General features: G+C 71.6%; 24 protein-coding genes. 12 read left to right on the forward strand and 12 right to left on the reverse strand.

Annotated elements, in window-relative coordinates:
• Positions 1–40: 40 nt before the first annotated feature.
• Positions 41–646, reverse strand: coding sequence for a class I SAM-dependent methyltransferase (locus ABZ272_RS02460; protein WP_355048100.1), 606 nt, complete (start codon positions 644–646; stop codon positions 41–43).
• Positions 647–770: 124 nt separating this feature from the next.
• On the opposite strand from ABZ272_RS02460, the gene ABZ272_RS02465 reads away from it, so the two are divergent.
• Both ABZ272_RS02465 and ABZ272_RS02470 read left to right on the forward strand, forming a co-directional pair.
• Positions 771–1388: a hypothetical protein gene (locus ABZ272_RS02465; RefSeq protein ID WP_355048101.1), complete on the forward strand. Its 618-nt coding sequence runs from the start codon at positions 771–773 to the stop codon at positions 1386–1388.
• A gap of 129 nt (positions 1389–1517) precedes the next feature.
• The gene (locus tag ABZ272_RS02470) at positions 1518–5453 is read left to right on the forward strand and encodes a ThuA domain-containing protein (protein WP_355048102.1); all 3936 of its coding nucleotides are present in this window, start codon (positions 1518–1520) and stop codon (positions 5451–5453) included.
• A gap of 56 nt (positions 5454–5509) precedes the next feature.
• On the opposite strand, the gene ABZ272_RS02475 is transcribed toward ABZ272_RS02470, so the two are convergent.
• From ABZ272_RS02475 to ABZ272_RS02490, 4 genes are all read right to left on the reverse strand, one after another.
• Positions 5510–5923, reverse strand: coding sequence for a hypothetical protein (locus ABZ272_RS02475; RefSeq protein ID WP_355048103.1), 414 nt, complete (start codon positions 5921–5923; stop codon positions 5510–5512).
• A 9-nt stretch (positions 5924–5932) separates the two neighbouring features.
• Positions 5933–6337, reverse strand: coding sequence for a hypothetical protein (locus ABZ272_RS02480; protein WP_355048104.1), 405 nt, complete (start codon positions 6335–6337; stop codon positions 5933–5935).
• A gap of 113 nt (positions 6338–6450) precedes the next feature.
• Positions 6451–6909: a septum formation initiator gene (locus ABZ272_RS02485; protein WP_355048105.1), complete on the reverse strand. Its 459-nt coding sequence runs from the start codon at positions 6907–6909 to the stop codon at positions 6451–6453.
• A gap of 170 nt (positions 6910–7079) precedes the next feature.
• Entirely contained in the window at positions 7080–7979 is a 900-nt protein-coding gene (locus ABZ272_RS02490) for a helix-turn-helix transcriptional regulator (RefSeq protein ID WP_355048250.1), read from the reverse strand.
• A 105-nt stretch (positions 7980–8084) separates the two neighbouring features.
• Here ABZ272_RS02490 and ABZ272_RS02495 point away from each other — a divergent pair, with 105 nt between their 5' ends.
• The 4 genes from ABZ272_RS02495 to ABZ272_RS02510 are packed head-to-tail and all read left to right on the forward strand — an operon-like array spanning position 8085 to position 11369.
• Positions 8085–8783: an SDR family NAD(P)-dependent oxidoreductase gene (locus tag ABZ272_RS02495; RefSeq protein WP_355048106.1), complete on the forward strand. Its 699-nt coding sequence runs from the start codon at positions 8085–8087 to the stop codon at positions 8781–8783.
• Positions 8784–8807: 24 nt separating this feature from the next.
• Positions 8808–9503: a response regulator transcription factor gene (locus tag ABZ272_RS02500; RefSeq protein WP_355048107.1), complete on the forward strand. Its 696-nt coding sequence runs from the start codon at positions 8808–8810 to the stop codon at positions 9501–9503.
• Complete coding sequence (locus tag ABZ272_RS02505; RefSeq protein ID WP_355048108.1) at positions 9500–10786, forward strand: HAMP domain-containing sensor histidine kinase; 1287 nt, start codon at positions 9500–9502, stop codon at positions 10784–10786. The genes ABZ272_RS02500 and ABZ272_RS02505 overlap by 4 nt, the downstream gene beginning before the upstream one ends.
• Before the next feature lie 28 nt (positions 10787–10814).
• Positions 10815–11369: a DUF5872 domain-containing protein gene (locus ABZ272_RS02510; protein WP_355048109.1), complete on the forward strand. Its 555-nt coding sequence runs from the start codon at positions 10815–10817 to the stop codon at positions 11367–11369.
• Here ABZ272_RS02510 and ABZ272_RS02515 read toward each other — a convergent pair.
• The gene (locus ABZ272_RS02515; RefSeq protein WP_355048110.1) at positions 11353–12261 is read right to left on the reverse strand and encodes a LysR substrate-binding domain-containing protein; all 909 of its coding nucleotides are present in this window, start codon (positions 12259–12261) and stop codon (positions 11353–11355) included. The two genes, ABZ272_RS02510 and ABZ272_RS02515, sit on opposite strands and share 17 nt — an antisense overlap.
• Positions 12262–12332: 71 nt before the next feature.
• Between ABZ272_RS02515 and ABZ272_RS02520 the strand changes: the two genes are divergently transcribed.
• A complete protein-coding gene (locus ABZ272_RS02520) occupies positions 12333–12812 on the forward strand; it encodes a GNAT family N-acetyltransferase (protein WP_355048111.1) in 480 nt (159 codons plus the stop codon).
• Positions 12813–12906: 94 nt separating this feature from the next.
• Positions 12907–13425, forward strand: coding sequence for a PepSY domain-containing protein (locus ABZ272_RS02525; RefSeq protein ID WP_355048112.1), 519 nt, complete (start codon positions 12907–12909; stop codon positions 13423–13425).
• Positions 13426–13550: 125 nt separating this feature from the next.
• On the opposite strand, the gene ABZ272_RS02530 is transcribed toward ABZ272_RS02525, so the two are convergent.
• Positions 13551–15443: an ABC transporter ATP-binding protein gene (locus ABZ272_RS02530; RefSeq protein WP_355048113.1), complete on the reverse strand. Its 1893-nt coding sequence runs from the start codon at positions 15441–15443 to the stop codon at positions 13551–13553.
• Between the two features lie 80 nt (positions 15444–15523).
• Between ABZ272_RS02530 and ABZ272_RS02535 the strand changes: the two genes are divergently transcribed.
• Both ABZ272_RS02535 and ABZ272_RS02540 read left to right on the forward strand, forming a co-directional pair.
• Positions 15524–16087: a hypothetical protein gene (locus tag ABZ272_RS02535; RefSeq protein ID WP_355048114.1), complete on the forward strand. Its 564-nt coding sequence runs from the start codon at positions 15524–15526 to the stop codon at positions 16085–16087.
• A 103-nt stretch (positions 16088–16190) separates the two neighbouring features.
• Positions 16191–16700 carry a pyridoxamine 5'-phosphate oxidase family protein gene (locus ABZ272_RS02540; RefSeq protein WP_355048115.1) on the forward strand — a complete coding sequence of 170 codons (510 nt, stop codon included), beginning with the start codon at positions 16191–16193 and terminating at the stop codon, positions 16698–16700.
• Between the two features lie 89 nt (positions 16701–16789).
• Here the strand turns inward: ABZ272_RS02540 and ABZ272_RS02545 are convergent, their stop codons facing one another.
• The 4 genes from ABZ272_RS02545 to ABZ272_RS02560 form a co-directional block, all read right to left on the reverse strand.
• Positions 16790–18043: a DUF222 domain-containing protein gene (locus tag ABZ272_RS02545; protein ID WP_355048116.1), complete on the reverse strand. Its 1254-nt coding sequence runs from the start codon at positions 18041–18043 to the stop codon at positions 16790–16792.
• A gap of 108 nt (positions 18044–18151) precedes the next feature.
• On the reverse strand, positions 18152–18421 hold the full coding sequence (locus ABZ272_RS02550; protein ID WP_355048117.1) for a hypothetical protein: 270 nt from the start codon (positions 18419–18421) through the stop codon (positions 18152–18154).
• Positions 18422–18543: 122 nt separating this feature from the next.
• The gene (locus ABZ272_RS02555; protein WP_355048118.1) at positions 18544–19761 is read right to left on the reverse strand and encodes a chitosanase; all 1218 of its coding nucleotides are present in this window, start codon (positions 19759–19761) and stop codon (positions 18544–18546) included.
• Positions 19762–19879: 118 nt separating this feature from the next.
• Positions 19880–20797 (reverse strand): LysR family transcriptional regulator, encoded by a 918-nt coding sequence (locus tag ABZ272_RS02560; protein ID WP_355048119.1) that lies wholly within the window; start codon positions 20795–20797, stop codon positions 19880–19882.
• 71 nt (positions 20798–20868) lie between these two features.
• On the opposite strand from ABZ272_RS02560, the gene ABZ272_RS02565 reads away from it, so the two are divergent.
• Positions 20869–21747: a dihydrodipicolinate synthase family protein gene (locus ABZ272_RS02565; RefSeq protein WP_355048120.1), complete on the forward strand. Its 879-nt coding sequence runs from the start codon at positions 20869–20871 to the stop codon at positions 21745–21747.
• Positions 21748–21931: 184 nt separating this feature from the next.
• Positions 21932–22549 carry a hypothetical protein gene (locus ABZ272_RS02570; protein ID WP_355048121.1) on the forward strand — a complete coding sequence of 206 codons (618 nt, stop codon included), beginning with the start codon at positions 21932–21934 and terminating at the stop codon, positions 22547–22549.
• A gap of 13 nt (positions 22550–22562) precedes the next feature.
• Here the strand turns inward: ABZ272_RS02570 and ABZ272_RS02575 are convergent, their stop codons facing one another.
• Entirely contained in the window at positions 22563–24188 is a 1626-nt protein-coding gene (locus ABZ272_RS02575) for a glycoside hydrolase family 43 protein (protein ID WP_355048122.1), read from the reverse strand.
• Positions 24189–24306 lie beyond the last annotated feature (118 nt).

The following is a 24306-nucleotide window of genomic DNA, read 5'->3' on the forward strand; positions in this document are numbered from 1 at the left end:
AGCGTTCCTGGCGGTGTCCGCTGCGCGCGGGCGGCTCGACTCACCCCGTCGGGGTGGCCGCGATGGCGTAGTGCGGCCGGTGCGGGCCGCCGTCGGGGCGCTCCAGGCGCTCCACCTCGGTGAAGCCGGCCCTCGTCAGCCGCGCCGAGATCTCGTCGACCGGCCACCGGTACGCGGTCGTGACCTTGTGGTCGAAGGCGTCGACCTCGTCGCCGGAGAAGAGACCCAGCACCAACGTCCCGGACGGGGTCAGGGCCCGTCGGAATGTCGTCAGTACGCCGTCGAGGCGCTCCGGGGGCAGGTGGATCAGCGAGTACCAGGCCAGGATTCCGGCGACGGAGTGGTCGGCCACGTCGAGGTCGTCCAACGACCCGAGGTGGTAGGTGCCGCCCGGGTGGGTCGCCCGGGCGTGGTCGACGAACTCGGGGACGATGTCGATGCCCGTGGCGTCGGCGCCCAGGGACCGCAGGTGGTCGGTGAGGTGGCCGGGGCCGCACCCCAGGTCGAGCACCTTCCCGGGTCGACCCGCCAGGTGCCGGCCGATGAAGGCCAGGTCATCGGGCTCCACCTGCTCCCGGGTGCCGAACAGTTCGATGTAGAGATCCGCGACCGCGCCGTACGCCTGCCGTACCTGGTCCGTGCTCACCGCGCGACTATAGAGGGCCATCGGGATCAGGGTTGCTCGGTGGAAGACCTGAGGCGGAAACCCGGGCCGTACCGGGGCTGCGCCCGGAGGTCTGGCGGGTGGGGGCGGCCAGATGATGGCCCGCATGAAACGAGCCGCATTCTTCGTGATCGCCGGGCCGGCCTGCATCGTGGGCTACGGGCTCGTCCGTCTCTGGGGCAGGTCCGACGGGACGTACGGTCCCGGGTTCGACTGGCAGGCCGCGCACCTGGTCGGCCTCGCCGGCATGGTGGCGTTCGTGCCGGTGGTGCTGGCGCTGGCCGGTCTGCTGCGCCCCGGCCCGTGGCGTACGTCGGTCGTGGCCGTCACGCTGGTCGGGCTCGCCGCCACGATGGTGCAGTTCGGCGCCGACATCGTCGAGGGTCTGCTGGCCGCCGACCGGGCGGAGATGTCGGCCCTCGGCCGGGACTTCAAGAGCGTGCCCGGCGTCGAGGTGCTGTTCTACGACGTCGTACCGCAGCTGTTCTTCCTCGGTCTGCTCGTCCTCGCGGGCATGCTCGCGGCGCACCGGCGGCTTCCCTGGTGGAGCGTGGCCCTGCTGCTCGTCGGCATCGTCCTACCGGCCGTCACGCTCGACCTGCTGCCGCTCGGCGGCCTGTGTATGGCGATGGCGCTCGCGCCGACGCTGCCGGCCCTGCGCCGGGACGACGCGCCGGACCAATCGGAAACCGTAATTGGATCTTCCTTGCCGGAGTCGCCCTGAGCTGCCGAGATAACGCTCTCTCGGATAGTGCGGAAGTCCTTGACGAGGTGGTAATCGACCCGTAACGATGCATGCACCTCACCACCACCGGCGTGATCGGCGCACGTCGTCCCGCGAAAGGACCTATCCGTGCGCAGATCCCTGAGAGCGTGGCTTGGCGCTGTGTTGAGCGCGATCCTCGTCTTGGGCGGCGTCGTCGCCACGCCACCCGCGGCCAGCGCCGCCCCGTTCACCGTCCTGGTCTTCAGCAAGACCGCCGGATTCCGGCACGGCTCGATCACCCCCGGCATCACGGCGATCCAGCAACTCGGCGCGGCCAACGGCTTCACCGTCGAGGCCACCGAGGACGCCGGCCAGTTCACCGACGCGAACCTCGCCCGGTTCGCGGCGGTGATCTGGCTGTCCACCACCGGTGACGTCCTCAACGCCACCCAGCAGGCCAGCTTTGAGCGCTACATCACGGCCGGCGGCGGGTACGTGGGCGTGCACTCCGCCTCCGACACCGAGTACGACTGGCCGTGGTACGGCGGGCTCGTCGGCGCGTACTTCGCCTCGCATCCGGCCGAGCAGACCGCCACCGTGACGGTCGCCGACCAGGTGCACCCGTCCACCAAGGGGCTGCCGCAGCGGTGGAGCCGCTTCGACGAGCTGTACAACTACCGCGCCAACCCCCGGGGCACCGTGCACGTGCTGGCCACCCTCGACGAGAGCACCTACACCGGCGGCAGCATGGGGTACGACCACCCGATCTCCTGGTGCCAGAACTACTCCGGCGGCCGGGCCTGGTACACCGGCCTCGGCCACACCGACGCCTCGTACACCGACGCGGCCTTCCGGCAGCACCTGCTCGGCGGCATCCAGACCGCCGCCGGTGCGGTCACCGCCGACTGTGGCCCGACGGTCACCACGAACTTCCAGCAGGTGGCGCTGGCCAAGGGCGCGGCTGAGACCGGCGAGCCGATGAGCCTGACCGTCCTGCCCGACCGGGGTGTGCTGCACACCGCCCGCGACGGCGTGATCCGGCACACCGACGCCGCCGGCAACACCAAGGTCGCCGGCACCCTCGCCGTCTACACCGGCGACGAGGAGGGCCTACAGGGCATCAAGGCCGACCCCAACTTCGCCACCAACCGCTGGGTGTACGCGTACTACGCGCCCCCGTTGAGCACGCCCGGGGGCGGGGCGCCGGCCACCGGCACGCCGGCCGACTTCGCCGTCTGGGACGGGGTTAACCGGTTGTCCCGCTTCACCGTGAACGCCGACAACACGATCAACATGGCCAGCGAGACGCTGATCCTCAACGTGCCCACCAGCCGGGGCATGTGCTGCCACGTCGGCGGCGACATGGACTTCGACGCGGCCGGCAACCTCTACCTGTCCACCGGGGACGACACCAACCCGTTCGACTCGGCCGGTTTCACCCCGATCGACGAGCGGGCCGGCCGCAACCCGGCCTTCGACGCGCAACGCACCGCCGGCAACAGCAACGACCTGCGCGGCAAGGTGCTGCGCATCAAGCCGAGCGCGGCGGGCGGCTACACCATCCCGGCCGGCAACATGTTCGCGCCCGGCACCGCCCGGACCCGCCCGGAGATCTACGCGATGGGCTTCCGCAACCCGTTCCGGATGAGCGTGGACAAGGCCACCGGGATCGTCTACCTCGGTGACTACGGACCCGACGCGGGCACCGCCGACCCGAACCGGGGTCCGGCGGGCAACGTCGAGTTCGCCCGGATCGACCGGCCGGGCTTCTACGGCTGGCCGTACTGCACCGCCCGCAACGACGCCTACAACGACTACACCTTCCCGTCCGGGCCGTCCGGGGCGAAGTTCAACTGCGCCGGCGGGCCCGTGAACGACTCGCCCAACAACACCGGCATCACCCAGCTCCCGCCGGCGATTCCGGCCTGGCTGCCGTACGGCGGTTCCGGCTCGCCGCCCGAGTTCACCGGCGGTGGCCTGTCGCCGATGGCCGGCCCGGTCTACCGGTACGACCCGAACAACACCTCGCCCGTGGCGTTCCCGCAGTACTACGACGGCACCTTCTTCGCGGGCGAGTTCGGCCGCCGCTGGATCAAGAACGTCAAGCTCGACTCCACCGGTCAGCCACTGAAGATCAACCCGTTCCCGTGGACCGGCACCCAGGTCATGGACATGGAGTTCGGCCCGGATGGCGCGCTCTACGTGCTCGACTACGGCACCGGCTGGTTCAACGGCGACGCCAACTCGGCGCTCTACCGCATCGAGTACGCCCGCGGCGGCCGCGCGCCCGTACCGAAGGTCACCGCCACCCCCACCAGCGGCACCGCGCCGCTGACCGTGGCCTTCTCCTCGGCCGGCACCCTCGACCCGGACGGCGACCCGTTCACCTACGCCTGGGACTTCGACAACAACGGCACCACCGACTCGACCGCCGCGAACCCGAGCTTCACGTACACCACCAACGGCACCCGCAGCCCGACGCTGACCGTGCGGGACACCACCGGCAAGACCGCCACCGCGAGCGTGGTCGTCACCGTCGGCAACAGCGCCCCGGTGGTCACCGTGAACACCCCGTTGAACGGGCAGACCTTCACCTTCGGGGACGCGATCCCGTTCTCCGTCACGGTCACCGACGCCCAGGACGGCACCATCAACTGCGCCCGGGTCAAGGTGAACTACGTCCTCGGCCACGACTCGCACGGCCACCAGCTCGCCAGCACGCAGGGCTGCACCGGGGTCATCCAGACCTCGGCCGACGGCGAGCACGACACCGCGGCGAACATCTTCGGCATCATCGACGCCGAGTACACCGATCTGGGCGGGGGTGGCCAGCCGGCGCTGACCACGCACACCCAGGCGGTGCTGCAACCCCGCATCCGCCAGGCCGAGCACTTCGGTGACTCGTCCGGCGTGCAGATCGTCGCCGGGGCGGCCGGGCACGGCGGGGCAGCGGTCGGATACATCGACAACAACGACTGGATTTCGTTCCGTCCGTACAACCTGACCGGCATCCAGTCGTTCAGCGCCCGGGTCGGCGCGCCGGCCGGCGGCGGCGGGACGCTGGAGCTGCGCGTCGACTCACCCACCGGGCAGTTGGTCGGCTCGGCGACCGTCACCTCCACCGGCGGGTACGCCAACTTCGCCACGGTCACCGGTGGAGTGACCGCGCCGACCGGCACCCGGACGCTGTACCTGGTCTTCAAGGGCGCCGGTCCGTGGTTCGACATCGACGAGTTCACCCTCTCCACCAGCCCCGGCGGGCCCGGCCCGGACCCGGACCCGGATCCCGGTACGGGCACCAACCTGGCCAAGGGCAAGCCGGCGCGGGCATCCAGCTACGAGGGCGCGTTCGTCGCGGCCAACGCGTTCGACGGTGTCGCCGGCACCCGCTGGGGCAGCGCCTTCGGCGACCCGCAGTGGATCGACGTGGACCTCGGCGCGACGTACGCCCTCAGCCGGGTCAAGCTGACCTGGGAGGCCGCGTACGGCAGCGCGTACCAGATCCAGACCTCGACCGACGGCGTCACCTTCACCACGATCCGCACGGTGACCGGCGGCGACGGCGGGGTGGACGACCTGACCGGGCTCACCGGCTCCGGCCGGTACGTCCGGCTCCTCGGCACCGGCCGCGGCACGGCGTGGGGCTACTCGCTCTACGAGTTCGAGGTGTACGGCGGCACCGGCACCCCGACCGGCGGCAACCTGCTGCTGAACAAGCCGACGACGACGTCCAGCACCGAGGGGGCCGACGTGACCGGCGCCCAGGCCGTCGACGGCAACCTCGCCACCCGCTGGTCGAGCACGTTCTCCGACCCGCAATGGATCCGCGTCGACCTGGGCAGCCCGACCGCGATCGGACGGGTCAAGCTCGCCTGGGAGGCGGCGTACAGCAGCGCGTACCAGATCCAGACCTCCAACGACGGCACCACCTGGACCACCGTGAAGACGGTGACCGGCGCCGACGGTGGCGTGGACGAGCACAGCGGCCTCGGCGCGAACGGCCGCTACCTGCGCATCTACGGCACGGCCCGGGGGACCGGCTACGGCCACTCCCTCTGGGAGGTGGAGGCGTACACGAGCTGAACCACCACCACCACGACGTGGCCGGCACGAGCCTTCGTGCCGGCCACGCCCGTCAATCAGCTGCTGGGTGTGGGAGTGGGCTCCTGGGCGAACTCCCACGGGGGCTCGCCGAACACCTTGGTGCACGCCGCGAGCATGCCCTGCCGCGCCTCGGCCAGGCGGAGGTCGGCGGGCCCGGTGTCGATGGCGGGGTCCTTCCGGAAATAGATATCGCCGACCTCCTTGGCGGCCGGTCCCAGCCGCTCACCCGCCGCCCGGATATCCGGGTCGGTCGAGTAGGCGGCGTGATTCGCGGCGCCCGCCTCCTGGAACGGGGGCAGGATGTTCTTCTTCAGTGCGTCTGCCAGGTAGCGGCAGGCGGACACGGCGCGCGGGTCCGAGGCGTTGGTCGGGCTGGCCACGGGCTCGGGCTTATCGGCAGGCGAGCAGCCCGCCAGCAGCAGGGAGGCGACAACGAGGGTACGGATCACGGCAGCACACTAACGATCTCCAGGACCGGGCGCCCCTGCCATTTCGATGTCGCGCACCCACTGCCGCGTCAGCTCCATGGCGGCGACGCGGCCCGCCACCCTTCGACGATGCGGCAGGTCGCCGCCCTGATCCGTCGCGACCAGGGACGAATCAAGCGGATATGCCACGACCGGCCAGCGGCCGGACAACGCTCGATACGGCCAGACGACCGAGGTGGCCAACAGAGCGGCGAGCCAGTTGAGCAGATGGCCGAGGCCCAGCACGGCCAGGATCACGACCACGACGATCTCGAACGGGCCGCCGTCCGCGCCCTCAAGCCGCGGCCGGGCGAGACGGGGACGCCAGGCGAGGCGTCGGCGACCCACCCGCCACGCGCGTAGCTGACCCGACTCGTCCCGCCCCTGCGCCAGCACGGTGCGATGGTGGCTCACCAATGCTCGGACCGTCAACCGGCGAGCCGATCGCCTCCACCCGGTCGAGCCCTCGCCTCGGCTGCGGGCACCTGCCCGACCGGGACGAATCCCGGTCAGTCGTCGGCGACGGCCACCGGTTCGGTGCCGATGCAGCGGACCTTCAACTCGTGCCGGCCGGCCGAACCCTCGAACGTGACCTCGACGTCGTCGTCCGGACCCCGGTCCACCTCGTGCACCCGATAACCCTGCGCGGGCGCCCACGACACCAGGCGTACCCCGTCGGCGCCGCACTCGGCCACGGCCGTGCCGCCGTCGGTGGCGAAACTCCGGCGGACCCCGGCGCTGGCGGACGGCGCGGGCGTCGTCGGCCCGCCCGCTGTCGCGCCGACGGTGCCACTCTGCGCGGGCTCGGGCGAGGCGAGCGCCCGTTCGATCTCCGCCTCGCTGCGCACCCCGCCCGGCGTGCCGGTGATGCTCTCACCCACCAGCCGGATCGCCCCCAAGCCGATCAGGGTCGCCACGGCGACGGTGGCCACCCACCCGGCGGCGACGAGGACCGAACGACGGCTCATGCCCCGACTATCCCCGAACGGAGTTCGTCACCAAAAAACCCGAGCCCCGGCTCTCCTACACGATCTTGCACTTGCTGCGCCGACATCAGGTGCATCCCGCGCATTTCGGCAACTGAAAGTGCAAGATCGGCGGGGGCGGGGGCGGGGGCGGGGGCGGGGGCTGGGTTTCGTTAACGCCCGGTGCGGTGGCGAGTCGTGTCGCTGAGGTCGTCGGACCTCGACGGGTCGGGAGCCCCGGCCACTACAGCCAGGCGCATGCTGGTCTCGTCGCTGGTGCCCGGAGCCGCAGTGAGGATCACGACCTTCAGCTCGGCGTCGCCGTCGGTCAGAACGTCGCAGTCGACCGTGACCGCACCGACCGACGGATGCTCGACGATCTTGCGGTCTTCGCGGTGTGCGGCGACCGCCCCGGCCGCCCACAGCTCGGCGAACCGCTCGTTGCCCTCGGTGAGGTCGCGGATGAGCTTCGCCAGGCGGCGGTCACGGGGAAACCGGCCGGTGGCGCGCCGGAGGTCGGACACGACCGCGGCGCTCGTGGCGTCGGCGTCCAGTGAGATGACGGGCCACTGCGACATCCCCGGCCCGTCGGAGGTCACCGGGAAAGTGTCGCGGGCGAAGTTGCGCAGGCCCGGCGGGGACGTCGACGGGTCTCCCAGGAGCGCGGCCCAGCTCCGGTTCCACCAGATCACCTGCCAGTCCGCGGCGAAGACGGCGACGGCGGCGTCACCGAGACGCCCCACCACCCGCTGCACCCCGGGCGGAATGTGGTCGGAGATCTGGTCGTCCGTCGGGGCGGCCAGGTGCGCCAGCCGGAACAGGTGGTCGCGCTCGGCTGAGGTCAGCCGTAGGGCGCGAGCGAGCGCGGAGGCGACCTGCGCCGATGGTGTGGTCGCCCGTCCCTGCTCCAGGCGCACGATGTAGTCGACCGACACGCCGGCCAGCTCGGCCAGCTCCTCCCGGCGCAGTCCGGCGGCCCGTCGCCCACGGCCGGCGGGCAACCCGGTGGCAGTCGGCGACAGGCGGTCACGCCAGGCGCGGATCGTCGCCCCCAGTCCCGCAGCCTGCGTCATCACGCCTCGATTGTTGCGCACCCCCCCACCGTGAAGGTGGTATTGGTTTTCCTACCGTTGTGACGTCCCTGGCACATGCGCTCACCTCGACGAAAGCTGGGACGCATGACGATCACCTTCATCACCGGAGCCAACAAGGGCCTCGGCCGCGAGACCGCCCGCCGCCTCATCGAACTGGGCCGCACCGTTATCGTCGGAGCGCGTGACCCGGAGCTCGGCGCCGTGACGGCCGACACACTCGGCGCCCGGTTCGTCCAGATCGACGTCACCGACGACGCGTCCGTCGCGGCTGCAGCCGCCGACGTCGAGAAGCACGAGGGCCGCGTCGACGTGCTGATCAACAATGCCGGCGTCCATGGGCCGTTCGGCGACCCGAGCGAGTTGACCGGCGACGACATCCTCGACGTGCTCAACGTCAACGTCGTCGGCGTGGTGCGGACGACAACAGCGTTCCTGCCGCTGCTGCGCCGCTCGCCCGACCCGGTGATCATCAACGTGAGCAGCGCGATGGGATCCCTGTCGGCCACCCACGACCCGTCGCGAGCCGAGTCCGGCGTCATCGCCCCCGTCTACACGTCGTCGAAGGCGGCGCTGACCATGCTGACCACCCAGTACGCCAAGGCGCTGACGGACGTCCGCATCAACGCCGCTGACCCCGGTTACACCGCCACGGACCTCAACGGCCACAGCGGTCCGCAGACCGTCACGGAGGGCACGGAAGCGATCGTCGCCCTCGCCACCGAAGGGCCGGGACATCGTTCGGGCCGCTTCGTCGACCGCCACGGCGAGATCGCGTGGTCCTGATGACGAACGGTTAGCCTGCCTGCTGTGGCCCGCCTGCTGCTCATCGAGGACGACCTGACCATCCGTACCCCGCTGCTGCGCGGGCTGCGGGAACGCGGCCACGCGGTCGCCGCGGCCTCGACCGCGATGGCGGGGCTGCGGGACGCCCTCGACGACCGGCCCGATCTGGTGGTGCTCGACCTGGGACTTCCCGACCTGGACGGACGCGAGCTGCTGCGGATGATGCGCGCGGTCAGCTCCGTGCCGGTCATCGTGGCGACCGCCCGCGACGACGAGGCGGAGATCGTCCGGGTCCTCGACGCGGGCGCCGACGACTACGTGGTCAAGCCGTTCACCGCCGCGCAGCTCGACGCGCGCGTCCGCGCGGTCCTGCGACGAGGTCCCGCCAGCGTCGACGCGCAGGATCCGTCCCTCGTGGTGGGCGGCCTGCGCGTCGATCCTCGGTCCCGACAGGTCACCCTGGACGGCACGCTGGTGGAGCTGACGCCGCGCGAGTTCGACCTGCTGCACCACCTGGCCGGGCGGCCCGGTCAGGTGGTCACCAAACGCGAGCTGCTCACCGAGGTCTGGCAGATCCCGTACGGCGGGGCCGACAAGACTGTCGACGTGCACCTGTCCTGGCTGCGCCGCAAGCTGGGGGAGACCGCCCAGCAACCCCGCTACCTGTACACCGTGCGGGGCGTCGGCGTACGCCTCGAAGCGCCCGCGGTCCGCCCGTGAGGGCGCGTCTGGCGCTGCTGGTCGCTGCGGTCAGCGTGCTCACGCTCGTCGCGTTCCTGGTGCCGCTGGCCCTGCTCGTGCGCACCGTGGCCCAGGACCGGGCGACCGTGCGGGCCACCGCCGACGCGCAGAGCCTCGTGCCGGTGGTCGGTACGGCCGACGCGCCCACCATCCGGCTCACCGTCGAGCAGCTCGCCGCGGAGTCCGGCCGACCGGTGAGTGTCTTCCTGCCCGACGGCACGGTGCTCGGCGCCCAGGCGCCCCGTACGCCCGCGGTGGCCCTGGCCGCACGCGGGCAGAGCCTCACCGGTGAGTCGGCTGCCGGCCGAGAGGTGGTCATCGCCGTGCAGGGCCGGGCGGACGGCACGGGCGTGATCCGGATCGTGGTGCCCCGGCAGGAGCTGACCGCCGGGGTGACCCGGGCCTGGCTGGTGCTGGCGCTGCTCGGTGTGGTGCTGGTGCTGATCGGGTTGGCGGTCGCCGACCGCCTGGCGCGCACGCTGGTGCGGCCGATCAGCGACCTGTCCGCCGTGTCGCACCGCCTGGCGAACGCCGAACTGGACGCCCGGGTCGTACCCGCCGGCCCGGCCGAGCTGCGCGAGGTCGCCGGGGCGCTCAACCACCTCGCCGGCCGGATCCAGGTCCTCCTGCTTCAGGAGCGCGAGCAGGTCGCGGACCTGTCCCACCGGCTGCGGACACCGCTGACGGCGCTGCGGTTGGAGGCGGAGTCACTGCGCGACCCGGACGACGCGAGCCGGATCACGGCCGCCGCCGACGGGCTCGAACGGGCGGTCACCGGGCTGATCCAGCAGGCCCGCTGGCGTCGCGCTCCGGTGCCGGGCGCGGTCGCGTCCGACGCCGCGGCGATCGTCGCCGACCGGGTCGCGTTCTGGTCGGTGCTCGCCGAGGACACCGGCCGGGCCGTCCACCTCGACCTGGCCCCCGGCCCGCTGACCGTCGGGGTGGCCGCCGACGACCTGACGGCCGCCGTGGACGCCCTGCTCGGCAACGTCTTCGCGCACACCCCCGACGGCACACCGTTCGCCGTCCGGCTCGCGCGGGACGACGGGGAGGTGCTGCTCACCGTCGCGGACGAGGGTCCGGGGATGCCGGCTGGCGCGGTCCGGCGGGGTGCCAGCGCGGCCGGCTCGACCGGGCTCGGCCTGGACATCGCCCGCCGCGCCGCGCAGGCCGGCGGCGGGCGGTTGGAGCTGCGGTCCGGCCCGCAGGGCGGGGCGCAAGTGCTGCTGCGGCTCGGCCCGCCGCCGCAGCGCCAGGCATAGCCGCTGCGCTGCCGGGTAGCTGCCACCCATGGCGCGGTATACGAAACCCGAGCTCAGAGAGCAGATCAAGGAAGAGATCAAGGCGTCCGACAAGGGCGGGAAGCCCGGTCAGTGGTCGGCGCGCAAGTCACAGCTGGTGACGCAGGAGTACAAGCGGCGCGGCGGTGGATTCCTGGGCGAAAAGGACGAGCGGCAGAAGGCGTTGCAGCGCTGGGGCAACGAGAAGTGGCAGACGAAGGAGGGCGACGCCCGGGCCCGCAAGGACGGCACGACGAGCCGTTACCTGCCCAAGAAGGCCTGGGACGAGATGTCCGAGAGCCAGAAGCGCGCGACCGACACCAAGAAGCGGGAGGCGTCCCGGACCGGCCGGCAGTACGTCGCCAACACCGGCCCGGCCAAGAAGGCACGACGCGACGCCACCACCGCCGGCCGGATATCGGAGATGTCGGTGGCCGAGGCCAGCAGACTCGTCCGTGGCCTCGACACGCGACAGCTCCGGACCGCCCTGCGCAACGAGCACGCCGGCAAGGACCGCAAGACCCTCGTCCAGCGGCTGGAGGCGGAACTCAACCGGCGCGGCTAGTCGCGAGCGGGTCGGGACGCCCGCCTGCGGTCCCGAAGCTCGTCGAGGTGACCCGGTCGTCGTCCCGGCGACGCAGGATCCGCATCTCGGTGGTGGCCTCGGTGCCGGTCAACGGCAGCACCGCCACCCGGGGCGGCGCCACGGCGGTGACGCTCGCCGGTGCGATCGTCACACCGAGGCCGGCCGCGACCAGGTGCACCACAGTGGTCCAACTACCGGCTTCCTGGACGATGCGCGGCGTGTAGCCGGCGTCCAGGCACGGCCGGAGATTGCGCTGGTAGGCCCGCTCGCCGGCCACGCGTGGGAAGAAGACGAACGGGTCGTCCCGCAGCACGACCGCGTCGATCGCGCGGCTTCCCGCGTGCGGGTGGTCGGCCGGCAGGACGGCGACGAAGGACTCGGTGGCGAAGGTGACGCCGGTCAGGTCGTCGTGGTCGTCCGCGTCCCGGACCACGCCGAGATCGACCTCGCCGTTCAGCAGCCGGTCGACGATGTGCGCCGTCTGCGCCTCGTGCAGGCGTAGGTGGACGGCCGGATGGCGCTCCCGGAAACGACGGATCGGCCCGGCCAGCCCGAGCTGGATCGCCGAACTGACGAAGCCGATGTCGAAGCGCCCCTGCTCGCCGCGTCCGATGCGGCTCGCCTCGTGCACGTCGTCGGACACTGCGGCCAGCACGCGCCGGCACCGGACGAGATACGCCTCGCCGGCGGGCGTCAGCGCCACCGACCGGGAGGTGCGGACGAACAGCGGCGTACCGATCATCGCCTCGAGCTGACGGATCTGCTGCGACAGCGGCGGCTGGGCCATCCGCAGCCGCGCCGCGGCCCGGCCGAAGTGCAGCTCCTCGGCGACCGCGACGAAGTACCGCAGGTGGCGCAACTCCGGATCCATACGCCCAGCATACGAATCAGTCCCAACAAGATATTGGACGTTCGAATAAGGGCGGCCGGAGAATCGGGGTCATGAATCCGAGCACGCTGACCGTCACGTCCATGACGACCCCCGAGGAGGCCGAGGCCTTCCGGACGCTGAACGAAGAGTGGATCTCTCACCGGTTCACCATCGAGGAATCGGACCGTAAGACGCTCGGCGACCCGTTCGCCGCCATCGTCGAACCGGGCGGCGACGTGCTCGTCCTGCGCGACGGCGGGGAGATCGTCGGTTGTGTCGCCCTGGTACGCAGCTCGGCGGACGTCTTCGAGTTGTCGAAGATGGCGGTGACTCCGGCGCTGCGCGGCAGGGGCCTGGGCCGGCAACTCATCGAGGCCGCGATCGAGCGCGCCCGCGAGCTCGGCGCGGCCACCCTGTTCCTCGGCAGCAGCACCAAGCTCCCGAACGCCGTACACCTCTACGAGACGGCCGGCTTCCAGCACGTCGATGCGGAACAGGTCCCGCTGCCGCCGTACGCCCGTGCCGACGTCTTCATGCGCATGGCGCTCTGACCGGCTTAACCCGGCCTTAGCGTTGGGACAGCGCGCCGCTATCCCGCTTGCGCCGATCCTCGGAGTCGACAACCGAGGAAAGGTGGACACCACGATGAAGCGGACCAATCTGCTCCTGGCGTCGGCCGGCGGGGCGGCGGTGCTGGCGGTGGCCGGGGCCGCGATCGGCGTCACCGCCGCGAGGGACTCGCGCACCGACACGACGCTCGCCGCCGCGACCGTCGCGCCGACGGCCGACAGCACCACCGCCGCGCCGGCGACCAGCGATCCGTCGTCGACCGGCACACCGTCGGGTACGCCGACGAGCGGTGCCCCGACGTCCAGTGACCCGTCTGCGGGCGGGGCGCCGGCCGGCGCCGCTGTCGACGAGAAGCGAGCCGGGGAGATCGCCCTCGCCAAGGCTGGCGGCGGTCAGATCGTCGAGATCGAGGCCGAGCAGGAGCACGGCCGCCCGGTCTGGAGCGTCGAGGTCGTCGTCGGCGACACCGAGCACGAGGTGGACGTCGACCGTGAGAACGGCTCGGTGGTCAAGGCCGAGCAGGAACCGGTCGACGCCGATGACGACGCCGACGACAAGAACGACGACGCGGACGACGACGGCGACGACGATTGATCGTCGAATCTCGCCGCCCGCCCCGGGGTCGACCCGAGGCGGGCGGCGACCGTGCCGGTCGCGCGGCCCTTGGCGCTGGTGCCGTCCGGGGCATTGCTGGGCGCGGTCTTCGGTGGGCACGCTGGCTAGATCGGCACGCGTTGTTCGTGGACCGTCGGTTGGTCCTGGGCGAACTGGGTGCGGTACAGCTCGTGGTAGCGACCGCCCGCCGCGAGCAGGTCGCCGTGTCGTCCGCGTTCGACGATCCTGCCGGCCTCCACGACGAGGATCTGGTCGGCCGCGCGGATGGTGGAGAGCCGGTGCGCGATGACCAGGCTCGTGCGGCCGGTCAGGGCCTCGGCGAGGGCGTCCTGGACCGCCGCCTCCGAGGTGGAGTCGAGGTGCGCGGTGGCCTCGTCGAGGATGACCACGCGCGGCCGGGCCAGCAACAGTCGCGCGATGGTCAACCGTTGCCGCTCGCCGCCGGACAGGCGGTAGCCGCGTTCGCCGACGATGGTGTCGAGACCGTCGGGAAGCGTACGGATCAGCTCGTCGAGTCGGGCCCGCCGCAGCACGTCCCACATCTCGTCCTCACCGGCGTCGGGCCGGGCGAACGCCAGGTTGGCGCGGATGCTCTCGTGGAAGAGGTGCCCGTCCTGGGTGACCACGCCCAGCGCCGTCCGGATCGACTCGGCGGACAGGTCGCGCACGTCGACGTCGCCGAGCTTCACGGTCCCGTCATCGACGTCGTACAGGCGGGGCACCAACTGCGCGATCGTCGACTTGCCCGCCCCGGAGGAGCCCACGAGCGCGACCATCTGGCCCGCCTCGGCGCGGAACGACACCCCGTGCAGGACGTCCTCGCCGCCACGCGTGTCGAGCTTCACCACGTCCTCGAGGGATGCGAGGGACACCCGGTCGGCGGCCGGGTAGCCGAACCGTACCCCGTCGAACTCGACCGCGACCGGCCCGTCGGGAAGGGGCCGGGCGTCGGGCTTGTCGAGGATCAGCGGCCTGAGGTCGAGGACCTCGAAGACCCGCTCGAAGCTCACCAGCGCGCTCATCACCTCGACCCGGGCGCTGGCCAGCGATGTCAGCGGTGCGTAGAGGCGCGACAGAAGCAGCGCGAGGGCGACCACCGTCCCGGCGTCGAGGCTGCCCCGCAGGGCGTACAGGCCGCCCAGCCCGTAGACCAGGGCCAACGCCAGCGAGCCGACGACGGTGAGCGCGGTGATGAAGACCCACTGCAACATCGCCGTACGGACGCCGATGTCCCGTACCCGCCGTGCCCGGGCCGCGAACTCGGCGGACTCCTCGGCCGGCCGCCCGTACAGCTTGACCAGGGTGGCGCCGGGGGCGGAGAACCGTTCCGTCATCCGGGTGCTCATGGCCGCGTTGTGCTCGGCCGCCTCACGCTGTAAGCGGGCGAGCCGCGAACCGATGCGGCGGGCGGGTAGCACGAAGATCGGCAGCAGGACGAGCGCCAACAGCGTGATCTGCCACGAGAAGCTGAGCATGACGGCCAACGTCAGCATCAGTGTGACCGCGTTGCCGACCACACTGGACAGGGTGTCGCTGAAGGCCCGCTGCGCGCCGATCACGTCGTTGTTCAAGCGGCTGACCAGCGCGCCCGTCCGGGTCCGCGTGAAGAACGCCACCGGCATACGTTGCACGTGGTCGAAGACGGCCGTCCGTAGTTGGACGATCAGCCCCTCACCGATGCTGGCGGAGAGATATCGCGTCACCAGCCCGAGGCCGGCCTCGGCGAGGGCGATCACCGCGATCAGTACGGCCAACCGGACCACGACGCCGCCGTCGGCGCCGTCGACGATCGCGTCGACCACCCGACCGGCGAGGATCGGCGACGCCACCGTGAGGACTGCCGTCACCACACTCAACAGCAGGAATCTGACGATCAGGGCGCGGTGTGGCCGGGCGAACCGCCCGATCCGCTTCAGGGTGGCGCGGGACAGCGGTCGCTCGTCCCGCGCGTTCATCGCGTGGCGCAGGGACGTCCACGCGGTAACTTCCATGCTCATGCGTACCTCCGATGTCGGAGGCTAGGACCTCATCCGAGCTTGAGGTCAAGCCGCGGTGCGCGCGTTCACGGGGAGAGTCGATGGAATTGCTGAGCATCGTCGTCACGACCGTGGGCGGCGCGCTCTCGGCAACCGTCGGCGTCGTCGTCGGCGGGATGCTCACCCGGCGTGCGCAGGACCGGTACTGGCTACGAGACCGCCAACTCGTGGCCTACCAGGATCTGCTGCGCGAGTACGCCACGTTCTCGATGATCCTGCGTCGCGCCCACCTGGGACGCACGGCCTGGGACTACGACTGGGGAGCCTGGAGTACGGCGTTGATGTCGGCCAGCCTGGTCGCCCCGAACGCGGTCGCTACCGCGATCGACGACTTCGGCCGGGCGGTACGGGGATTCCTGGATGCCACCGCCGACGTGGACACCACGACGACGCCGCTGTCGCAGGGGGACTTCGAGCAGGCGATGGTGGTGCCAGCCCAGAGGCAACTGGACCTGGTCAACGCCATGCGCCGGTCCATGGGACGACACCAACGGCCCCTGTCGGTGTGGTTGGGTGGGGCCAGCGGCCGCCCACCCCACTGGCGAGACGCCGAAGTCGGCGGCTCGTCGGGACACGACGGCCCGGTGGGCTCTGCGCGAGCCTGACCCCGCTGCCCTGTCACCGCCTTCGGGCCGTGTCCTGCCCGATCGTGGTCACTGCTCGGGTGGACCGTGTGAGTAGGGTGCTCGTCATGATCCGGGCCACCGCATGCCGTTGACGAATCCATGGCTGGCCGGACCCACGCCGGCCGGGCAGCTCGATCGTGAACGGCTCGAAGAGCGCATCCTCAACCTGCTGTCGTCGCAGAACATGTGCGTGCTCGCGACCACGGGCCCGGACGGGCCGCTGGCCACGCCGGTGCGGTACTACCACCTGGGCTTCGCCGTGCTGTTCACGGCCGCGCCGCGTTCGCCGAAGATGCGCAACATCGCCGCGGACCCGCGAGTGTCCGTCGGGATCTTCGCGCCCCTGGTCGGGTTGGCCAGCAGCCGTGGGGCTCAGGTGTTCGGATCTGCCCGGGTGCTCGATCCGGGGCATCCGGACCGTGCGCACTACTGGGAGGCGCTCCGCTGGGAGAACGAGCACGCCGAGCGGGGACGACCGCTGTCCGAGCCTCCCGAGGACACCCTGGTGGTCGTCGAGGCGGAGCGGATCGTCTACACGGAACACTGGCTGCGACGCGAAGGGCTGGCGCCGCGCCAGCACTGGTGTCGCTGAGCATTCCCCTCTCGGCGGCGTGGTCACCTCCATGGCTCGGCCGCACACCAGGCCACCGCCATGGCTCGGCCGCCTCTGCGGAGCAAGCCTCAGCAGCGCCGGTGGTAGTGGTTGCGGCGGGGGATCAGGTTGGGGTCGAGCCAGGCCGGCGGGACGAACATCGGTCGACCGTCGCTGCCCAGACTGACCGTCCACTCTCCCTGATGAATGCGACGGTGATGGTAGCCGCAGAGCAGGACGGCGTTGGTGAGGCTCGTGGACCCGCCGTCGGCCCAGTGACGGATGTGGTGGGCGTCGCACCAGCGCGGTGGCCGGTCGCAGCCCGGGAAGGCGCAGCCACGGTCGCGAAGCACGAGGGCGCGCCGCAGGGGACCGGTGATGAGGCGGCGTTGCCGGCCGACATCGAGGGGTTGGCCGTTGCCGCCCAGAACGGCGGGGAGGATGGCGGCGTCGCAGGCGAGCCGACGTACCGTCTGCGGGGTCAGGGCGAGGCCGGTGTCGAGGGCGCCGGCGCCGAGCTGCTGACTCAGGCTGTCGTAGCCGGTGGTGACGACGATCTGGGCGGGCTCGCCGCCGTTCGCCGGTAGGTCGCCGGTGCGGAGGGCGAGTCGGCAGACGTCGGCGAGGGCGTCGTGGCGGCGTTGGCCCGGCGTACGGGTGTCGTCCGGGCCGGTGGGGCCGCTGAGCGGGTCGATGGCGGCGCGCAGCAGGCCGGCGGTCTCGGCGTCGAGGATGCCGGTGAGGCGTAGTCGGCCGTCGGTCTGCTCGGACACCGTCAGGTGCCGGTCGCGGTCGGCTCGGCGGGCGTCGGCGTCGAGCGCGGCCTTCGCGGCGGCGTCGGCGGCATCCGGTGCGACGTGGTCGAGGATGCGGGTGCCCATCCTTCGCAGCAGGGTGGGGTCGAACTGTCCGGCCCATTCGACGAGGACGCCGACGGCTTTGTCGGCGATCGCGGCACCGGCGGCCGAGTGCACCGTGGTCACGGTGTCGGTGATGACGCGGGCCTGCTCGGCGGTGATGTTCCCGTCCGCCAACGCCTGCCGGACTCCACCGTTGTGGCCGTTGTCGAGGGCGGCGGCGAGGTCGACGAGCCGCCGGGCGGCGGGAATCGTGCGGCGCAGGCGTTCGCGCAACCAGACCGTGGTGCTGGACGCGCCGTGGGCGCGGGCGATGCCCCGGCCGTCGACCTCGCGAACGAGGGCCAGCTCGAGCGCGGCGAGGCGTTGCGCGAGGCGGTGTGTGGCGTCGAGCGCAGCGACGAGTTCGTGCTCGGCGAGGCTCCAGGCGGACGCGTCCAGGCAGGCGGCGACCGCCGCGTCTGCCTGCGCCAGCTCCTCGACCATGATCTGAGATTAGAACAGGTGTACGACACTTTTCGTAATCATGATCGATTGGATGTCCGAACGGTGCCGATCCTCGGCGGCTGCCGAGACGGACGGCTCGCGGGAGCGTCAAGCGGTCGCTGGCGGCGTGCCGCCGGCATCGCGCCGATGCTGCGCGGAGCTGACGAACCAGCAAGCTGACTCCACATCGACGGGTTCGTCCACCCACGGTTGCACGATCGCAGCAAGCTGCGCAGTCATGGGCCACGCGTCCACGACCCAGCCCTCAGGCGTCATCTGAACGAGCGGACGGAGCGATTCGCTGACCGCTGTCGGCAGATCCCATACGCGTTCGAGGAAGTCGTCCGCGCCGAACTTCTCCACCGTGTTCACCACCACCGTGGCACCTTAGCGCTGCATCGGACCGACGGTCAGACGATGATCGCGCCGCCACCCGTGCCCGCCTGGGCAGGGGTGGCGACGCGATCGATGTCGTCATCGCGCGATGCGCCGCCGGCAGGTCAGCTGATGCGGAACTGCTGGCCGTAGACGGCGAAGGCCAACGGCGTGTTCAGGTTGAAGTTGCCGTTGTTGAGGAACACCCGCTGGGCGGTGTCTACGCGGGAGGTGTCCGAGTGGGCCTCCTCCTTCTTCATCTCGATGACCCGCTCGTCGAGGAACGCGTTGAGCCAGGTCCGCTCGTCGCCGCCCTGCGCCGGGGGCTTGGCCCGGGTGAGGGCGCGGCTGCGGATCTGGCGCATGCCCTCGTACCCGTGCATGACCGCCGCGTCGTAGTAGGCGAACTGGCCGAGTGCGCGTACCCCGTCGTTCTTGCCGTCGCGGACCGACGGGTTGAAGTAGACCCGGTCCCGTTCGGCCTCCTGCGCGGCCCGGAACACCGAGTCGTTGGCGGCGGTGCGCCAGTCGCGGGTGAAGTTCGGGTCGAGGCCCGAGTGCGACGCGGTGCCGTTGACGGCGCGCAGCGCCGGCAGGTAGCCGGACAGCACGTTGCCGGGCTTGGTGTTCGTGTACGCCTGGACGAGTTCGAGCATGTCGCCGGTGCCGGAGCAGAAGCCGATGATGCCGGCGGTGTAGCCGCGACCGTCGCCGATGTCCTCGATGTAGGAGAACTGGGCTCGCCAGTCGAGCGAGGAGTTCTCTGCCGCCGACACGAGCTGCATGGCGACGTCCTTCTTCGCCGGGTCGTCCAGGTTGGTGCCGGTGGAGCCGCTGGCGGTCGGCGTGGGGGTGGGGGTGCCGCCGCCGGGGAGGGTCCACTGCTGGTTGGTGGTGCCGCCGCAGGTCCAGATCTGTAGTCGGGCGCCGTTCGCGGTGCTCCGGTCGGTCACGTCGAGGCACTTGCCCGAGGCGGTGTTGACGAGGGCGCCACCGCTGCCGGCGGTCCACTTCTGGGCGCCGGTGTTGTTGCAGTCGTACAGCTGGATCTTGGCGCCGTTGGTGGTCGACGCGGCGGTGACGTCGAGGCACTTGCCGAGCGCGCGGATCGAGCTGTCGCTGTTGCCCACCGTCCACGTCTGGGCCGCGCTGCCGTTGCAGTCGTAGAGCTGCACCGCTGTGCCGTTGGCCGAGTTGGCGCCGGCCACGTCGACGCACTTGCCGGCCAGGCCGGTGATCGGGCCGGCGGTCGCGGCGCTGGCCGACGGCAGGCCGTAGCCGACCGCCGCGACGCCGATCAGCAGGGTGCCCACGGCGTAGGCGGCTGTTCTCTTGCGCACCATGGTGTTCCTCGGGGGAAAGGGGCGGCATGCCGCCGACCGGTCGGGTGTCCGGCGTGGGGGAGGGCGCCGGGGCACCCCGAATATCAGAAAACTGTATTAACAGATAGCAGTATGTCGATCAACTGTCAATCGCGGCTGAACCGGGCAGGGCGGTGGTGGCTCTGCGTAGCGCCCAGACGCATGCCAGCACCGCGGGGTGCGAACCGGCACCCCTGCGGTAGGCGACTCTCGTGCGACGGCGCAGGGCCAGCGGGAGGAGGCGAACCGGCGGCGAGGGCCGCGTGATGGCGAGCTGTGGCACGAGCCCGACCCCCTCGCCCGCGGCGACCAGGGCGAGCATGGCGGTGAAGTCGTCCACGTGGTGCCGTACCGCCGGGGCGAAGCCGGCCAGTTGGCAGACGTGCAGCGCGACCGAGTGACAGAGCGTCCCGGTGCTACCGACGATCCACTCTGCGTCGCGCGCCTCGCCGACCGGACCGGCGCCGCCGCCGTCCGGCACGAACCCAGGGGGTACGGCGAGGTAGACGGTCTCCTCCAGCAGCGCGATCGAGTCCAGCGCCGGATCGGGCGCGACCGGCGTCATGTCGTAGTCGTGCAGCAGCGCGACGTCGAGCTGCCGGCTCCGCAGGGCGGCCGGCATGTCGACCGGATCCAACTCGGTGATCATCAGGTCGAGCGCCGGATGGTCGCGGGCCAGGGCGACCAGCGCCGCCGGGAGCAGGGTGCGGACGGCGCTGGGGAAGGCGCCGATGCGTACGCTCCCGCGCAGTCCCGTGCGTGCGGCCGCGAGGGTCGCGTCGGCGGCTTCCAACGCGGCCAGGATGACCTCGGTGTGCCGGACGAGTGCGGTCGCCGTCGCCGTGAGGGTGACCCGGCGGCCGGTGCGCTCCAGCAGGCGGGTGCCGGCCTCCCGTTGCAGGGCGGCCAGTTGCTGCGACACGGCGGACGGCGTGTAGGCGTGTGCCTGGGCGACTGAGGCGATGGTGCCGAGATGGGCCAGGTCCCGCAGCAGAACGAGGCGACGGACGTCAAGCATCAGCTCAGCTTAGGTATTGCGTGAGTAATCGGAACTGGACCTACCCGGTTCGGTCCGTCGAGAGTGAGGGCATGACCCTGACCGGCCTGTACGTGCCCCTGATCACCCCGTTCGACGGGTCCGGAGCCGTCGCCGTCGACGCGCTGACCACCCTGGCCTTCGACGCCCTGGACGTCGGCGCGGCCGGTGTGGTCGCGCTGGGAACCACGGGCGAGCCGGCCGCCCTCAGCGACGAGGAGCAGAGCGTGGTCCTCGACGTCCTGGCCGAGGTGTGCCGTGAACGCGGCGCGCGCCTGCTCGTCGGCGCCAACAGCGTCGCGGCGGTCCGCGCCCTGGGGGAGCGGCCCGAGGTGACGGCGGCCCTGAGCCTCGTACCCCCGTTTCTCCGTCCGGGCTCGGCGGGAGTGCTCGCCCACTTCGCCCACCTCGCCGAGGAGAGCCCGGTGCCGCTGGTCGTCTACCACGTCCCGTACCGGACCGGGCAGCAACTCGACGCCGACGACCTCCGCCGGCTCGCCGGGGTGCCCGGCGTCCTCGGCGTCAAGTACGCCACAGGTGGGATCGACGCGGACACGGTCGACCTTCTCGCCGACATTCCGCCCGGCTTCGCCGTACTCGGTGGTGAAGATCCGCTCCTCTCGCCGCTGCTGGCCCTCGGCGCGCACGGTGCCATCGCGGCCTCGGCCCAGGTCGCGGCGGCGGAGTTCGTCCGGCTGGTCAGCCACTGGCAGGCGGGCGATGTCGTCCGTGGGCGGTCGCTCGGTCATCGACTCGCGGGCCTGTCGACCGCGCTGTTCGCCGGCCCCAATCCGACCGTCATCAAGGCGGTGCTGCACGCGCGGGGACGCATCCCGACCCCGGCGGTCCGACTGCCGCTGCTGCCCGCCGACCAGGACGCGACCAGGCGGGCGCTGCGTCACCTGGACGGGTTGGCGAGCGAGCCGGCGTGACCGGCCCGGCCGGGTCGTGACGCCGCGACGCGACACGTCGGAGACGAAGATCATTTGTTCATCCGGCCGTTGTGCGGCCGTGCGCGTCGGTCGCTATCGTCAGCCCGCGCGCGGGCCCCGACGGTGCCTGCCAGCGCACAAACCCGTGTGCGTCAGCAGCGCCACCGATCGCGAGGAGCGTTCCATGGCAGTCGATCTCCGCCGTACCCTGCCCTGGTGGGCCGCCGCGACCGCCGTGCTCGCCGTCGCGGCGCTGTCGGCCTGCGCCAGCGCCGACGGCGCGGAGCCGGCCGCCGCGCCCACCACCAGCGGCGCGGTCGCGCCGACGGCGAGCGCGCCGGCCGCGCCGGCACGGGGAAAGCTGCGCGGGTACGGCACGGTGCAGCAGCTCACCGAGGCCGCGGACCTGGTCGTACGCGGCCAGGTCGCGTCCGCCGGCTTCCGGGTCGACGAGGTGTTGCGGGCCAGGACCGATTCCGGGGTACGCCCCGGAGCGTCGATCACGCTCGCCAGCCTCGACGCTGGGGTGGCCGACATGGCCCACATGTCGACCCTCGACGTGGGTCAGCACGTGGTCCTCTACCTGTCCCAGGACGCGGGGGCCGCGACGCCGACGTACCGGACGCTCAGCGGCGACTTCGGCATCTTCGACGTCACCGGGTCCGGCGACGACGACGCCGTCGCGGCCACCCGCTCGCAGGCCATGGCCGTCACCGGCCTGCGCGCCGAGGACGCGACGGCGTCGGGCAACGGCTTTCGCACCACCCTCGGCGACTTGCGCGCAGTCGCCCGACGGCCGTGAGGCGCTCGCGTGGTCAGTGCTCCCGGTAGGTGGCGTGGTCGAAGTCGGCGAACACCCCGTCACCACCGAGATCCTGCACCCACAACCCGACGAAGGCGCCGGTGAAGCCCCACGCCGCCGGCTCCCCGTCGATGATCAACGCGGCGTGCTCGTCGGACAGGATGGTCGCGTCCAGGTCGACGGGCAGGCGCTGCCACCCGGCTCCGAGGTCGTAGTCGAAGCGGACCACCGGCCCGTCGAACACCGCCCGCAGACCGACCCGGGTGACACCACTGGCGTCGACGGTCAGCTCCGGGTACGGGGTGCGCCGGCCGTTGTCGGAGCTGAGCAGCTCCAACACCGTACGGCCGTCGTCGGCGCGGGTCAGGTAGAGGTGGTGCCAGTTCAGGGTGTTGTAGTACGCGGTGATCCCGGCGAGCTGCCGGTGGTCGATCGGGTCGAACTCGACGACCGTCTCCAGCGAGCAGTGCGTCGCCCCGACCCGTCGCGCGACCAGGCTCGGCGCCTGGCGACCCACCGGCGACTGTCCACCGTGCACGCGTAGGTGCGAGGGCCGGGAGCGCAGATCGACCCAGTCCGGGGTGGCCGGCCGGCGCAGCGTCGACCAGCAGGACTCCAGTTCGGCGGCGTCGAAGTCGTCGGTGGCGGGCTCCTCGGGCCACGGGTGCGGCGACAGGTCCGGAGCGACGACCTCCTCGGCCGGGACCCCTCCGGGGATGCGGGGCCAACCACCGTCCGGCCACTCGACCCGCTGGATCGCGGTCTCCCGCCCGAGCACACAGTTGCCCAGCGGTGAGTAGGGGCGACCGACCAGGTGGGCCAGGTACCACCCACCGTCGGGGGTCTGGACCAGACTGCCGTGCCCCGCCTTCTGCAGGCGCAGGTCGGGGCGGCCCACCGAGGTGAGCAGCGGCCCGTCCGGGTCCACCTCGTACGGGCCGAACAACTCCCGCGAGCGCGCCACGGTGACCTGGTGTTCCCAGCTCGTGCCGCCCTCGGCGGTGATCAGCCAGTACCAGCCGTCGTGGCGGTACAGGTGCGGCCCCTCGGTCACCCCGACCGGCGTGCCGGTGAACAGGATGCGGGGTCGGCCGACGAGACGCCGCGCCGCCCGGTCGTACTGCTGGATCTCGATACCGCCGAAGCGGTCCCGGCCCGGACGCCAGTCCGCGCTCATGCTCAGCAGCCAACTGGTGCCGTCGTCGTCGTGGAACAGGGCGGCGTCGAAGCCACGCCCGTGCAGCTTCACCGGGTCGGACCAGGGCCCGGCGATGTCGGGCGCGGTGATCAGGAAGTTCTGCGGGTCCCAGTAACCGCTGGCGAAGCTGGCCACGTCACTGTAGACGAGGTGGAACTCCCCGTCGTGGTACGTCAGGTCGGGCGCCCACACGCCGTTGGAGTCGCCGCAGCCGCGCAGATCCAGCAGGCGGCGGTCGGTGATGATCCCACCCAGTGGGCGCCAGTTCACGAGGTCGCGCGAGTGGTGCACGCGTACCCCCGGATACCACTCGAAGGTCGAGGTGGCCAGGTAGAAGTCATCGCCGACGCGCAGGATCGACGGATCCGGGTGGAACCCGGCGAGGACGGGGTTGCGGATCGACCAGGCAGCGGTCGCCACGTCAGCGGTGTCGGTCGACACGGGGGCTCCTCTGTGCGGTGCGGCTGTGAAACTTCCGGAAACTTGCGGGGACCAGATCACTGGAAGCCCCTCGTACGGTAGCCGGTCTTATCGCGATAGGACAGGGGTCTTGACCGCT

It is taken from the genome of Micromonospora sp. NPDC005979, assembly GCF_040614415.1.
In the GTDB taxonomy this organism is placed as follows: Bacteria; Actinomycetota; Actinomycetes; order Mycobacteriales; family Micromonosporaceae; genus Micromonospora.

Excerpts from the sequence above, each read along its gene's own strand:
- ABZ272_RS02495 (WP_355048106.1), top strand. The coding sequence starts at position 8,085 with ATGACGATCACCTTCATCACCGGAGCCAACAAGGGCCTCGGCCGCGAG.
- ABZ272_RS02510 (WP_355048109.1), top strand. The coding sequence starts at position 10,815 with ATGGCGCGGTATACGAAACCCGAGCTCAGAGAGCAGATCAAGGAAGAG.
- ABZ272_RS02540 (WP_355048115.1), top strand. The coding sequence starts at position 16,191 with ATGCCGTTGACGAATCCATGGCTGGCCGGACCCACGCCGGCCGGGCAG.
- ABZ272_RS02520 (WP_355048111.1), top strand. The coding sequence starts at position 12,333 with ATGAATCCGAGCACGCTGACCGTCACGTCCATGACGACCCCCGAGGAG.
- ABZ272_RS02570 (WP_355048121.1), top strand. The coding sequence starts at position 21,932 with ATGGCAGTCGATCTCCGCCGTACCCTGCCCTGGTGGGCCGCCGCGACC.
- ABZ272_RS02555 (WP_355048118.1), bottom strand. The coding sequence starts at position 19,761 with ATGGTGCGCAAGAGAACAGCCGCCTACGCCGTGGGCACCCTGCTGATC.
- ABZ272_RS02535 (WP_355048114.1), top strand. The coding sequence starts at position 15,524 with ATGGAATTGCTGAGCATCGTCGTCACGACCGTGGGCGGCGCGCTCTCG.
- ABZ272_RS02530 (WP_355048113.1), bottom strand. The coding sequence starts at position 15,443 with ATGAGCATGGAAGTTACCGCGTGGACGTCCCTGCGCCACGCGATGAAC.
- ABZ272_RS02485 (WP_355048105.1), bottom strand. The coding sequence starts at position 6,909 with ATGAGCCGTCGTTCGGTCCTCGTCGCCGCCGGGTGGGTGGCCACCGTC.
- ABZ272_RS02565 (WP_355048120.1), top strand. The coding sequence starts at position 20,869 with ATGACCCTGACCGGCCTGTACGTGCCCCTGATCACCCCGTTCGACGGG.
- ABZ272_RS02545 (WP_355048116.1), bottom strand. The coding sequence starts at position 18,043 with ATGGTCGAGGAGCTGGCGCAGGCAGACGCGGCGGTCGCCGCCTGCCTG.
- ABZ272_RS02560 (WP_355048119.1), bottom strand. The coding sequence starts at position 20,797 with ATGCTTGACGTCCGTCGCCTCGTTCTGCTGCGGGACCTGGCCCATCTC.
- ABZ272_RS02465 (WP_355048101.1), top strand. The coding sequence starts at position 771 with ATGAAACGAGCCGCATTCTTCGTGATCGCCGGGCCGGCCTGCATCGTG.
- ABZ272_RS02515 (WP_355048110.1), bottom strand. The coding sequence starts at position 12,261 with ATGGATCCGGAGTTGCGCCACCTGCGGTACTTCGTCGCGGTCGCCGAG.
- ABZ272_RS02490 (WP_355048250.1), bottom strand. The coding sequence starts at position 7,979 with ATGACGCAGGCTGCGGGACTGGGGGCGACGATCCGCGCCTGGCGTGAC.
- ABZ272_RS02525 (WP_355048112.1), top strand. The coding sequence starts at position 12,907 with ATGAAGCGGACCAATCTGCTCCTGGCGTCGGCCGGCGGGGCGGCGGTG.